Annotated in this window: 10 protein-coding genes; 5 read left to right on the top strand and 5 right to left on the bottom strand. The window is 68.5% G+C overall.

Translation table 11 applies throughout. The annotated features are described in order from the left end of the window. Positions 1–36: 36 nt before the first annotated feature. From UCD39_RS05885 to UCD39_RS05875, 3 genes are all read right to left on the bottom strand, one after another. Positions 37–900: an isocitrate lyase/PEP mutase family protein gene (locus UCD39_RS05885; RefSeq protein ID WP_330495122.1), complete on the bottom strand. Its 864-nt coding sequence runs from the start codon at positions 898–900 to the stop codon at positions 37–39. Positions 901–965: 65 nt separating this feature from the next. Further along, positions 966–2843 (bottom strand): hydantoinase B/oxoprolinase family protein, encoded by a 1878-nt coding sequence (locus tag UCD39_RS05880; protein ID WP_330495121.1) that lies wholly within the window; start codon positions 2841–2843, stop codon positions 966–968. A gap of 16 nt (positions 2844–2859) precedes the next feature. Beyond that, positions 2860–4896: a hydantoinase/oxoprolinase family protein gene (locus UCD39_RS05875; protein WP_330495120.1), complete on the bottom strand. Its 2037-nt coding sequence runs from the start codon at positions 4894–4896 to the stop codon at positions 2860–2862. A 364-nt stretch (positions 4897–5260) separates the two neighbouring features. Here UCD39_RS05875 and UCD39_RS05870 point away from each other — a divergent pair, with 364 nt between their 5' ends. Genes UCD39_RS05870 through UCD39_RS05855 form a run of 4 tightly spaced genes read left to right on the top strand, consistent with a single transcriptional unit; the run spans position 5261 to position 9518 of the window. Continuing rightward, entirely contained in the window at positions 5261–6688 is a 1428-nt protein-coding gene (locus UCD39_RS05870; protein ID WP_330495119.1) for a 3-isopropylmalate dehydratase large subunit, read from the top strand. 4 nt (positions 6689–6692) lie between these two features. Then, complete coding sequence (gene leuD / locus UCD39_RS05865; RefSeq protein WP_330495118.1) at positions 6693–7295, top strand: 3-isopropylmalate dehydratase small subunit; 603 nt, start codon at positions 6693–6695, stop codon at positions 7293–7295. 18 nt (positions 7296–7313) lie between these two features. Then, entirely contained in the window at positions 7314–8543 is a 1230-nt protein-coding gene (locus UCD39_RS05860; RefSeq protein ID WP_330495117.1) for a CaiB/BaiF CoA transferase family protein, read from the top strand. Positions 8544–8573: 30 nt separating this feature from the next. Beyond that, the gene (locus UCD39_RS05855; protein ID WP_330495116.1) at positions 8574–9518 is read left to right on the top strand and encodes a hydroxymethylglutaryl-CoA lyase; all 945 of its coding nucleotides are present in this window, start codon (positions 8574–8576) and stop codon (positions 9516–9518) included. A gap of 117 nt (positions 9519–9635) precedes the next feature. On the opposite strand, the gene UCD39_RS05850 is transcribed toward UCD39_RS05855, so the two are convergent. Next, the gene (locus UCD39_RS05850; RefSeq protein ID WP_145729162.1) at positions 9636–9989 is read right to left on the bottom strand and encodes a hypothetical protein; all 354 of its coding nucleotides are present in this window, start codon (positions 9987–9989) and stop codon (positions 9636–9638) included. Beyond that, positions 9989–11242: a class I SAM-dependent methyltransferase gene (locus tag UCD39_RS05845; RefSeq protein ID WP_330495115.1), complete on the bottom strand. Its 1254-nt coding sequence runs from the start codon at positions 11240–11242 to the stop codon at positions 9989–9991. The genes UCD39_RS05850 and UCD39_RS05845 overlap by 1 nt, the downstream gene beginning before the upstream one ends. A 390-nt stretch (positions 11243–11632) precedes the next feature. On the opposite strand from UCD39_RS05845, the gene UCD39_RS05840 reads away from it, so the two are divergent. Then, the gene (locus UCD39_RS05840; RefSeq protein ID WP_211101870.1) at positions 11633–12304 is read left to right on the top strand and encodes a hypothetical protein; all 672 of its coding nucleotides are present in this window, start codon (positions 11633–11635) and stop codon (positions 12302–12304) included. Positions 12305–12311 lie beyond the last annotated feature (7 nt).

Here is a 12311-nt window from a genome sequence, read left to right as displayed (position 1 = left end):
CTTTCCCTCCCTTCCGCGTCTTGTCGGGGTGGCCGGTCAGACCGGCGGGGCCCACTTGGCCTCGAAGGCCCAGACGTCCTCGAACCCGATCATGGAGCAGAACTCCTTGAAGTTGGCGATGCCTTGGGGATCGCCCTCGCCCTGTTCCTTCAGATCCACCAGCGCCTTTTCCATGGCGGCGACGGCGACCAGGCTGGTCAGGGACGGGTAGATGGCGAAGGCGTAGCCCAGTTCCGCCAGCACCCTGGCGTTGGGCACCGGGGTCAGGCCACCGTTGGCCATGTTGGCCATCACCGGCTTGTCGAAGGTGGCGCAGGCGGTGCGCATCTCCTCCTCACTGGTCAGGGCCTCGGGGAACAGCACGTCGGCGCCGGCCTTGGCATAGGCTTCCAGCCGGCGCAGGGTGCCGTCCAGCCCCTCGCTCTGCCGGGCGTCGGTGCGGGCGATGATCAAGGTGTTCTGCTTGTCCGCGCGGGCATCGCAGGCCACCTTGATCTTCTGCACCATGTCCTCCAGCGGGATCAGGCGCTTATAGGGGGTGTGGCCGCACTTCTTGGGGAATTCCTGGTCTTCCAGCTGGATGGCGGTGACGCCCGCCTGCTCATAGCCGCGCACCGTGTGATGCACGTTCAGCAATCCGCCGTAGCCGGTATCGGCGTCGGCGATCAGCGCCGCCTTGCTGGTCCGGGCGACGGTCGCCATGCGGTCCACCATCTGGGTGTAGCTGGCGATGCCGGCGTCGGGCAGGCCGTAGGCCGACGCGGTCAGCCAATAGCCGGTGCCATAGATGACGTCGAAGCCGACCTTGTCGGCGACGACGGTGGCGATCATGTCCTGGACGCCGGGAACCACGAAGAACTTCCCGGAGGCCAGCTTCTCACGAAGGATGGGATTGGACATTTTTCTCTGCAGTCAAAGGGGTGCAAGGCCCCCGCCGCGCAGGCGTGCGCGGCGGGGTTGAATGATCATTCCGCGGCAACGCTGGCCGGATGCCAGACCGGCTGGCGCGGCGCCGGCAGGCCGGTTTCAGCCAGGCAGTTGGCGCGCAGGGTCTCGATATCGGGGCCGAAGTTGAAGGTGGGGATGGTGGCGCCCCGCGCGGCCCGCATCCGCGCCCGCAGGGTTTCCGTCGCCACCGCGTCCACCACGCCATCGACCAGCACCACGCCATAGCGGCGGGCGCCGTCCACCGTCACCAGGCCCTGGCGCAGTTCCTTGGCCAGCAGGGCCGGGTCACGTTCCAGTGGGTCGCCCCAGCCGCCGCCGCCCCAGGTGATGAAGTGCAGCTGGTCACCAGCCTCGACCCGGTATTCCTCAAGCTTGTTGCCCAGGATGACCTCCGTGCCGTCGGCCTTGACCAGCAGCTTGCGGGCGCGGGCGCCTGGCTCCCCACCGTTGACGCCCCAGGGCGGAACGAACCAGCGGTCGTCATGGATGGCGATGACGCCCGGCTCCAGGAAGCGATAGACCATGTTGATGCCGTTGCCGCCGCGGTGCAAGCCCGCCCCGCCGCTGTCCGGCACCGTCTCGTAGCGCTCGATGCGCAGGGGGAAGTAACGCTCCAGGAATTCGTTGGGCACGTTGGTGAAGCCCGGCCACAGCGAATGACCGTCCGGGCCGTCGCCCATGGGGCGCCCGGGGATGCCGCCGAAGCCGATCTGGAACAGCTGGAACCATTTCCCCTGGCTGTCGGTGCCGGCATAGAACAGGTGCGGGCTGGAGGAGAAGCCGGCCGCGTTCAGGAACTGCGGCGTCTTCTGACCCAGCAGGCCGCCCAGGATGTCGAACAGGCGGCCCAGGGCGTGGGTGCGGCCCGACAGCGCCGCCGGGAAGCGCGGCTTCAGCAGCGACCCCTCCGGAATGCGCACGTCGATCAGGTCGTAATAGCCATCGTTGAACAGGATCTGCGGATCGAAAACCATGATCATGTAGATGCCGAAGAACATCTTCATCATGTTTTCGTTCAGGAAGAAGTTGATGGACGCGGACGACTGCGGGTCCGTGCCATCGAAATCCAGGATCACGCGGCCATTCTCACGCCACATGGTGCACTTGATTTTATAGGGGCCGAAGCCCAGGCCGTCGTCGCAGACATAGTCCTGGAAGCTGACCGGCTCCTCGCTGACCGAGGTTTCGATCAGGTGCTTCATGGCGCGATAATTCCGCTCCAGCAGCATTTCGGTGGCGGAGACGTAGACGTCGTCGCCGAAGCGCTCCGCCATCTCGATCACGCGGCGGGCGGCCACGCGGCAGGAGGCGATCAGGGCGTTCAGGTCCGCCTTGCACCAGGCCGGTGTGCGTACCTGGTGCATGACCAGCTTCACCAGATCCTCGTTATAGACGCCCTTTTTCCAGATCTTCACCGGCGGGATGCGCACGCCTTCCTGGAAGATGCTGGTGGCGTCGATGGGCATGGAGCCGGGGACCATGCCGCCGATGTCGGACTGGTGGCCGAACATGGAGGTGTAGGCCAGCAGGCGGCCGTCCTTGAACACGGGCAGCAGCACCAGCCAGTCGTTGCTGTGGCTGATGGCGCCGCCGACGGAGTAGGGGTCGGACAGGAAGATCATGTCCCCTTCCTCCACCGTGCCGTCGAAACCGTCGAGGAAGGGGCCGATGTAGCTACCGAACTGGCCGACGATCATGCGGCCCTTGTGGTCGGCGATCAGCGGGAAGGCGTCGCCCTGTTCGCGGATGCCGGGCGACATGGCCGTCCGCACCAGGGTGGCGTCCATCTCGATGCGGGCGTTGCGCAGCGCGTTCTCGATCACCTCCAGCGTCACCGGATCGACGGTGACCGGATTGAACGGGGCGGCGTTGGCCTGGATAATGGTTGCGGGCATGGATGCGGTCCCCCTGTCAGGCCGGATTGATGAGGATGTTGCCGACCGCGTCGACCTGGCCGACGCAGCCCAGCTCGATGAGCGTCGTGGAGTCCATCTCGACCACGATGGCGGGGCCGGGAATGATGTCGCCGGCCCGCAGCTTGGCGCGGTCGTAGATCACCGCCGGCCGCATGGCGCCGTCGGCCCACAGCTCATGATCGCGGATCTTGGCGGCCGAGGGGTCGCCGTCGCCCTGCGGCAGGCGATGGGCCTCCAGCTCCAGGACGGGTCCCAGCGCCACGGCGCGCAGGTTCACCAGCTCATGCGGGCTGTCCATGTTGAAGGTGAACAGGCGGTGGTGCTCCTCATCGAAGCGGGCGGCGACGCCGGCCAAGCCGTCACGCGTCAACGTCTCGGCATCGATGGACAGCGGCACCTCGAACGCCTGGCCGTCATAGCGTACGTCCAGTTCGAACTGGGTGGTGATGTCCGCCGCGGCGATGCCCTCGGCCGCCAGCTCGGCGCTGGTCTGGGCCGCCATCTCCGCCAGCAGGGCCAGCACCTCGGCCTCGTCGGTGTCGATCAGGCGGCGGGAGAAGCTGCGCGCCGTCTCGGTGCGCATGCGGGTGGTGGCGTCACCCAGGGCGCACAGCACGCCGGGGCTGACCGGGGATACGGCGGGCCAGCTGCCCATGAGGCGGGCCACGGCGTTGACGTGCAGCGGGCCGGCGCCGCCGAAGCCCATCAGGGCGAAGTGGCGCGGGTCGTACCCCTGCTGCACCGAGATCATGCGCAGGGCGCCGAACATGTTCTCGTTGACGATGTCGATGATGCCGCGCGCCGCTTCCATCAGGCCGATGCCCAGGGCGTCGGCGATGGTCTGCACGGCCCGGCGGGCGCCCTCGCGGTCCAGGGTGAAGGTGCCGCCCAGCAGGGCTTCGGGCAGGTATCCCAGCACGACGTTGGCGTCGGTCACGGTGGGCAGCGTGCCGCCCTTGCCGTAGGCCACCGGGCCCGGCACGGCGCCGGCCGACTGCGGGCCGACGCGCAGCGCCTTGGTCAGTTCCGGCACATAGGCGATGGACCCGCCGCCGGCGCCCACCGTCTTCACGTCCAGCGAGGAGGCGCGCACCGACAGGTGGCCGACCTCGGTCGTGCGCACGCGCCGCGGCTCCAGGTTCTCGATGAGGGCGACGTCGGTGGAGGTGCCGCCCACGTCCAGCGTCAGGATGTTCCTGATGCCGGCGTTCTTGGCCACCCACAGGGCGCCGGTCACGCCGCCGGCGGGGCCCGACATCAGCAGGGAGACGGGATGCTCCTCCGACTTCTCCGATGACATGAGGCCGCCGTCGGAGCGCAGCAGCGAGAGGGAGCCGGCCATGCCGGCGTCGCGCAGCTTGGACCGCAGGTTGCGCACATAGCCGCCGACGATGGGCCGGACGGAGGCGTTGGCCACCGTGGTCAGGGTGCGCTCATATTCCTGCATTTCCGGCAGGACGACGTGGCTGAGCGAGATGGGCACGTCCGGCAGGATTTCCGCCGCCAGGGCGGCCACGCGCCGCTCATGCGCGCCATTGAGATAGGCGTTGATCAGCGACACGGTCAGCGCTTCCACGCCCTGCGCCTTCAGCGTTTCCAGGGCGGCGCGGATGTCGGCGTCATCGACCGGGCTGACCTCGTTGCCCTGGGCATCCATGCGGCCCTGGATCTCGACCGTGTCCTCCAGCGCCGCGAGGGGCGAAGGCTTGGGCCACACGATCCAGCCCGCCAGGCCACCCGGGACGAAGCTGCGGGCGATCTGCATGATCTGGCGATAGCCCTGGGTCACGATCAGGCCGACGCGGGCGCCCTTGCCCTCCAGCACGGCGTTGGTGGCCACGGTGGTGCCGTGCAGGAAGAAATCGACGTCGGCCGGGGAAATGCCGGCCTTGGCGCAAATCGCCTCGACACCGTTCAGGATGCCCACGGAGCTGTCGCGCGGTGTCGACGGCGTCTTGTGCCGCCAGAAATTCCCGCTGCCCTGGTCCAGCAAAAGCAGGTCGGTAAAGGTTCCCCCGACGTCTACACCCAATCGATACGCCATGTCGTCCCCGAACTGTTGTTAGCGCGATGGGGCGCGACCGCGCCGCGCCCCCGCGGGATTGGGCCACCGTATTCCCCGCCGCCGCACCCCCGCGCGGACCAAGCGCCGATCTGTCCACCCTGCGGTTTTCAGACGCTATGGCGATCCCACGGGAACGGCTTTTGCGGTCAACTGGCCCGGCTTCAAGGGCGCCTTGGCCCCGGACGGCGCGGCTGCCCGGCGGTGGCGCCCCACCTTCCCCCAGGATCATCCGCACATTTGCAGGTAGCCCGAAGGAAGGAGTTGATAAAGAGTATATCATTATGCCATTTGATGGAACACCGATTAGCTAGGGACTGGAACACCACCGCGAATGGGATCGACACTGGTTGAGAAGCTATGGTCGCGGCACCGTGTCGCCGACCTGGGCGATGGCACGGATCTGCTGTACGTCGACCGCGTGCTGCTGCATGAGCGCACGGGCTCCATCGCCTTGAAGGAGCTGGCGGAAACCGGACGCGCCGTGCGCCACCCCGGGCGCGCCTTCGTCTGCATGGACCATATCGTCGACACCCGCCCGGGCCGCGGGGACGACACGGTCATGCCCGGCGGCACGGCCTTCATCCGCGAGACGCGCGCCGCCGCCGCCGCCGCCGGCATCCATGTGTTCGACATCGGCCAGGATAACCAAGGCATCGTGCATGTCGTATCGCCCGAGCAGGGCATCGCCCTGCCCGGCCTGACCGTGGTCTGCCCCGACAGCCACACCTGCACCCAGGGCGGCCTGGGCGCGCTGGCCTGGGGCATCGGCTCCAGCGAGGCCGCGCACGCCCTGGCGACCCAGACCCTGGTGGTGCGCCGGCCCCGGCAGATGCGCGTGCGCTTCGAGGGCGCGCTGGGCGCCGGCGTGGGGCCGAAGGACATGATCCTGCACCTGATCGCCACGCACGGCGCCGACGGCGGCGCCGGCCACGCCGTGGAGTTCAGCGGGCCGGCCGTCAGCGCCCTGTCCATCGAGGGCCGCATGACCTTGTGCAACATGGCGGTGGAGTTCGCGGCGTGGACGGGCCTGTGCGCGCCAGACGCCAAGACCCTCGCCTGGATCGACGGCCGCCCGCGCGCCCCCAAGGGGGCCGACTGGGCGGCGGCGGTCGCGGATTGGGCGGAGCTGCGCAGCGACGACGACGCCGTCTTTGACCGCGAGATCGTCATCAACTGCGCCGACATCGCCCCCTATGTCACCTGGGGCACCAGCCCCCAGCATGCCGTTCCCATCGACGGCCGCGTGCCGGCGCTGGAGGAGGCGCGCGATGCCACGGCGGCCGCCGCCTGGCGCCGGGCCCTGGCTTATATGGACCTGACGCCGGGACAATCCCTGGCCGGCCTGCCCATCGACGGCGCCTTCATCGGCAGTTGCACCAACAGCCGCCTGTTCGACCTGCGCGCGGCGGCCGAGGTGCTGCGCGGCCGCACGGTGGCACCCGGCGTGCGCGCCATCTGCGTTCCGGGATCGATGCGGGTGAAGGCGGCGGCGGAGGCGGAAGGCCTGCACACCGTGTTCCTGGACGCCGGGTTCGAATGGCGCGAAAGCGGCTGTTCCATGTGCTTCTTCGCCGGCGGCGAGCATTTCGGCCAATCGCAACGGGTGGTGACCACGACCAACCGCAATTTCGAGAACCGGCAAGGGCCGGGCACACGCTCCCACCTGGCCAGTCCGGCAACCGTCGCCGCCTCCGCCATCGCCGGGCGGCTGGCCGACGCCCGGGTGCAAGCCCTGCTTCCCCCAGCGGCAAAGGTTTAAGGCTATGGAGAAGTTCATCCGCCTGACCGGCGTGGCCGCCCCCCTGTACCGCCCCAACATCGACACCGACGCCATCATCCCGTCGCGCGAGATGAAGCGGGTGTCCAAGGAAGGACTGGGCGAGGGCTTGTTCGCCGACTGGCGCTACAGCGACGTGGCTGCCCGTGTGCCCAACCCCGACTTCATCCTGAACCGTCCGCCCTTCGAGAAGGCGCCCATCCTGATCGGCGGCGCCAACTTCGGCTGCGGCTCCTCGCGCGAGCATGCGGTGTGGGCCCTGAAGGACTATGGCGTCCGCTGCGTCATCGCCCCGTCCTTCGGGGCGATCTTCCAAGGCAACTGCGTGCGCAACGGCATCCTGCCCCTGGTCATGCCGGAGGAACGCGTGGCCGCCCTGGCCAACGCCGCCGATCCCCGCCCCGTGACCGTCGATCTGGAGGCGCTGTCCCTGACCATGCCGTCGGGGGAGGTGCTGACCTTCGCCATTCCGCCGGCCGACCGGCAGATGCTGCTGGAAGGGCTGGACCCCATCGGCGTCACGCTGAAGCGCCTGCCCGCCATCCTGACCTTCGAGGCGGAGCATCTGCGCCGTCATTCCTGGATTTGATCATGCCGAGGTTCTGTCATGCCTAATGAAGCGGCCCCCACCGACGCGACCCCCACCGACGCGGCCGGCCATGCCGGCCTGCCGCTGAGCGGCCTGAAGGTCGTCGAGTTCACCCATATGGTGATGGGCCCCGCGGTCGGCCTGGTGCTGGGCGACCTGGGCGCCGACGTGGTGAAGGTCGAGCCCATGGCCGGCGACAACACGCGCCGCCTGATGGGGTCGGGCGCCGGTTATTTCCCCATGTACAACCGCAACAAGCGCAGCGTCTGCCTGGACCTGAAGTCGCCGGAGGGCCAGGAGGCGGCGCTGCGCCTGATCGCCCAGGCGGACGTGCTGGTGGAAAACTTCCGCCCTGGCGCCATGGAGGCCCTGGGCTTCGGCGAGGCGGCCATGGCCGCCCTGAACCCCGGCCTGGTCTATTGCTCGGCCAAGGGCTTTCTGTCGGGCCCCTATGAACACCGCGCCGCCCTGGATGAGGTGGCGCAGATGATGGGCGGGCTAGCCTACATGACCGGCCCGCCGGGCCGGCCGTTGCGCGCCGGGTCGTCGGTGATTGACGTCATGGGCGGGCTGTTCGGGGTCATCGGCGTGCTGGCGGCCCTGATCCAGCGCGGCAAGCTGGGCCGGGGCCAGACGGTGAAAAGCGCCCTGTTCGAGAACTGCGTCTTCATGGTGGGGCAGCACATGGCGCAGAAGGTGGTCACAGGTGTCGCCCCCCGCCCCATGCCCGTCCGCATCTCCGCCTGGGCCATCTACGACCTATTCACCACCCGCGATGGCGAACAGGTCTTCGTCGGCGTGGTGACGGACGGGCAGTGGCAAGGCTTCTGCAAATCCTTCGGGCTGGAGGACTTGCTGGCGGATGAGACCCTGGCGCGCAACACCGGCCGGGTGCAGGCCCGCGACCGCCTGGTGCCCCGCGTTCAAGCCCTGTTCGCGGACTTCGACAAGGCCGACCTGTTGCAGCGGCTGGAGGCCATCGGCCTGCCATTCGCCCCCATCAACCGGCCGGAAGACCTGTTCGACGACGCGCACCTGAACGCCGCCGGCGGGCTGCTGGACCTGACGCTGCCGGATGACCGGCCCATCCGCCTGCCGGCCCTGCCGGTGGAACTGGACGGCCAGCGCCCCGGGGTGGTGCGGGACCTGGCCAAGCCGGGCGAGCATACGCGTGAGGTGCTGGCCAGCCTGGGCTATGGCGAGGCGGAGGTCGCGGACCTGCTGGCCCGCGGCCTGGCCGCCGGCTGATCCCCGATCGCTGCACGAAGGATACGAACGATGAGCGGTACGGCCATCGAGATTTCAGAGGTGGGCCCGCGCGACGGCCTGCAAAGCATCAGCGCCATCATGCCCACCGAGGCCAAGAAGGCGTGGATCGCGGCGGAGGCCGCCGCCGGCGTGCGGGAGATCGAGGTCGGGTCCTTCGTTCCCGCCAAGATCCTACCGCAACTGGCGGACACGGCGGAGATCGTCGCCTATGCCCGCACCATCCCCGGCCTGACCGTGGCGGTGCTGGTGCCCAACCTGAAGGGCGCGCAAGCCGCCGTGGCGGCCGGGGCGCACAAGATCACCATCCCGCTGTCAGTCAGCGAAACCCACAGCCTGCGCAACGTGCGCCGCACCCACGCGCAGATGCTGGAGGAGACGGCCGCCATCGCCGCCCTGATCCGGGAACAGCCCGAGGAAAGCCGGCCCAAGCTGGAGGGCGGCCTGTCCACCGCCTTCGGCTGCACGCTGGAAGGCATCGTGCCCGAGGCCAAGGTCCTGTCCCTGGCCGACGCGCTGATGGCCGCCGGCTGCGACGAGGTGGGCCTGTCCGACACCACGGGCTATGCCAACCCGGCCCAGGTGCGGCGGCTGATCCGTGGTGTGCGCGGCGTGGTGGGCGATGCCGCCTGCACCGGCGTGCATTTGCACAACACCCGTGGCCTGGGCCTGGCCAACGCCCTGGCGGCGCTGGAGGAAGGAATCACCACCCTCGACAGCTCGCTGGGCGGGATCGGCGGCTGCCCCTTCGCTCCCGGCGCGTCGGGCAACATCGTCACCGAGGATCTGGCCTTCATGCTGGCGGCCATGGGCTATGACACCGGCATCGACCTGGAGCGCCTGCTGGCCGTGCGCCAGGTGGTGCGCGCCGCCCTGCCGGACGTGGAATTGTACGGCTTCACGCCCGACGCCGGCCTGCCCAAGGGCTACGTTCCCGGTTCCGCCTACGGCGCCTGACCCCCGCCCGCAGGGAACCCGGGGGGCGGCCAGGCGCGACCGGGCCGCCCATAAGAAGAAGGGCGCCGATCCCCCCGCGGACCGGCGCCCTTCCCCAGTTCGCCAAGCGGTCCCGCGTCAGCGGGCCAGTTCCTCGGCGATGTCCTCGCTGCTGCCGTCATGATCGGTCAGCGCCTCTTCCTCCTGCTGGACGACGCGCAGGATGCGGGCCAGGAACTCCTGCTGCCACAGCGCGCGCTCGGCCGCCTCGACCTTGCTGGGGGCGAAGTCCTCCACTTCGGACGGCAGGACCAGGCCTTTGGAGGCCAGCAGGCGTTCCAGCGTGTCCAGGCGCAGGCGGGTCACCGACAGTTCGCTGGCCAGCGCCATGGTGATGCACAGCAGGCGCTCATTCTCCCAGCTTTCCAGGAAGCGGGGACGCTTGCCCGTGGGCTTGGCCGACGCGCGGGCCAGGGCTTCTTGGATCGACATCACACCACCTCCTTGCGGGCGCCCACGACATGCCAGGCGGCCTTGCGTCCGTAATCCTCGCCCTTTTCCTGGGCCACGTCGGGGAACAGGGTGGTGTCCACCACCGCCATCACGCCGCCATGCAGGATGGTTTCCGCCGGGAAACCGGCCTCCGCCATCCAGGCGTCGAGGTCCACCTCGTGCATCTTGGTCCAGAAGGGTTCCGCGTTGTAAAAGGCGTCCCAGTCGCGCATCGCCTGCTCGAACAACGGCATGGTAGGGGCGTACTGCGGTTGTTCCACATGCAAAACGAAGCCGCCGGGGGCCAGCAGGCGGAAGGATTCGGCGAAGATCCGCTTCATGGACGCGTAGCTGGTCTCATGCAGGAACATCGTCGACTGCACCCAGTCGAAACCGCCGTCGGCGAACTGCGGCAGGCTTTCCACGTTGGCCTGGACGAAGCGGATGTTGTTCACCCCCAGGCTTTTGGCCCGGGCCAGGCCGTAGCGCAGCATGGGGGCGCCCACGTCCACCGCCACCACCTCCGCGTCCGGGAAGGCCTGGGCGATGGGCACCGCGTTGTGGCCCAGACCGCAGCCGATGTCGAGGATGCGCTTGGGCTTGAAGTCCGGCAGGTTGGCCTTGACCCACTGGACCACCGCCTGGCCGCCGCCGTCGTTGTAGCGGCCCAGCATGCCGCCGGTGGTGGCGAACAGGCCGGAGTCATAGTTGGCGGCGTTGGCCACGTCGCTGGGCCCATATTCGGTGTGATAGCTGCCGGGCATGCAGTGGTGGTCGATGGCGGCGATGTAGCGCGGCAGCGGCATGGCCGGATCCAGGACCAGGCGCCCCTGGTCATCGCCGATCAGCGCCTGGGCGCGCTGCGCCAATTCCTCGCGCTGCCGCAGGGTGGCCCAGCGGCCCGCCTGCTGCCGGATCTCCATGGTGGAGCGGCGCAGCGCCGACCATAGGCGCCAGTACGGATCCTTGGCCAGGGCGCGGCGCACCTCATGCCGATCCTTGAAATCCCGCCCGTGTTCGGACTTGAACGCCGGTTCCACCCGGGTGTCGAACGCCGCCTTGACGCCCGGAAGCACCCGCGCGGCCAAGTGGCGGTTCATCTGCGCCAGGAAATTGAACCGCTCGACCTCGTCATGGGTCAGCTTGGGGAAAATGCCGTGCTTGCCGACCACGCGGTAATCCGGCGGGCCGTCATAGGTCACCTGGGCCGCCACCGGCGTCCCCCCGGAAACCGCTTTTGCAGAACCGTCCATAATCATCGCCTCCACATCGTGGGGATGTCCCGTGGGCGTTTCCGCCCGTCATGACCATCCCGCCATCGCCACCCCAGGGCGGCGCCGTTCCGCCGCCCCTTCTTGCGAGGACGGGGAAGGCATGATGATGCCGCCCAATGAAAGGGTAGATCGGGATACCGGGCCCGTCCCCACATCCAGTTGTCCTTTGCCACAAACCCAAGATGTGCACACCCACAAGCGCCGTTTGTGCGGATTCTACCGCCGGTGATTGGACCGCCGACCGCACCAATTCCGAATATGTCTGGACATAAAGGGGGTCTCGCCCCACCGGCACCGCCGGAGAACCAGCCCCCGCGCAAGGCGGGGGCATCGACGACAGGGTACAGGCACGTCATGGAATTGCTGGGAATGTATTTGGATCAGCACCTGCTGCTGCGGTGGCTGCACATCATCGCCATGGCCTATTGGCTGGGCGGCGAGTGGGGCGTGTTCAACGCCGCGCGCAACATCGCCAATCCCGCGCTGACGCTGGATGAGCGTCGCCGCCACATGGAAACGGCGTACCGCATCGACATCCTGCCGCGCACGGGCATCATCCTGCTGCTGCCGCTGGGCCTGCACATGGGCTACAACCTGGGGACCCAGCCGCTGGGCGGCCCCTGGCTGGTGGGCATGTGGATCTTCGTCGCCTGCTGGGTCGGCCTGGCGCTGACCGCCTTCTTCAAGCGCGGCACGGACCTGGGCATCCTCCTGACCAAGACGGACGAGGCCATCCGCTATGTCGTCATTCCGGCGCTGTTCCTGACGGGCGTCTACAGCCTGATCACCGGCGGGCCGTTCACCGCCCACTGGTATGCGGCCAAGGCGACCATCTTCTCCGGCCTGCTGGTCATCGGCCTGATCCTGCGCTACGTCATGCGCGACTGGGTCATGGCCTTCCGCAAGCTGGCGACGGAGGGATCGACGCCCGAGCTGGAGAACCGGCTGGCCTCGCTCATGGCTTTCTCGCGCAAGCTGGCTTACTTCTACTGGGCTGGCATCATCACCATGGCCTTCCTGGGCACGGTGAAGCCGTTCTGATACGGGT

Origin of the sequence: Nitrospirillum karajorum (genome assembly GCF_036348415.1) — a bacterium.
Taxonomy (GTDB): domain Bacteria; phylum Pseudomonadota; class Alphaproteobacteria; order Azospirillales; family Azospirillaceae; genus Nitrospirillum; species Nitrospirillum amazonense_B.
Note: the sequence above shows the minus strand (reverse complement) of the source record. Positions and strands in the feature narration are given on the sequence as shown.

Coding starts and splice junctions, on each gene's coding strand:
- UCD39_RS05885 (WP_330495122.1), bottom strand. CDS start 900: ATGTCCAATCCCATCCTTCGTGAGAAGCTGGCCTCCGGGAAGTTCTTC.
- UCD39_RS05870 (WP_330495119.1), top strand. CDS start 5,261: ATGGGATCGACACTGGTTGAGAAGCTATGGTCGCGGCACCGTGTCGCC.
- UCD39_RS05850 (WP_145729162.1), bottom strand. CDS start 9,989: ATGTCGATCCAAGAAGCCCTGGCCCGCGCGTCGGCCAAGCCCACGGGC.
- leuD (WP_330495118.1), top strand. CDS start 6,693: ATGGAGAAGTTCATCCGCCTGACCGGCGTGGCCGCCCCCCTGTACCGC.
- UCD39_RS05880 (WP_330495121.1), bottom strand. CDS start 2,843: ATGCCCGCAACCATTATCCAGGCCAACGCCGCCCCGTTCAATCCGGTC.
- UCD39_RS05860 (WP_330495117.1), top strand. CDS start 7,314: ATGCCTAATGAAGCGGCCCCCACCGACGCGACCCCCACCGACGCGGCC.
- UCD39_RS05845 (WP_330495115.1), bottom strand. CDS start 11,242: ATGGACGGTTCTGCAAAAGCGGTTTCCGGGGGGACGCCGGTGGCGGCC.
- UCD39_RS05840 (WP_211101870.1), top strand. CDS start 11,633: ATGTATTTGGATCAGCACCTGCTGCTGCGGTGGCTGCACATCATCGCC.
- UCD39_RS05855 (WP_330495116.1), top strand. CDS start 8,574: ATGAGCGGTACGGCCATCGAGATTTCAGAGGTGGGCCCGCGCGACGGC.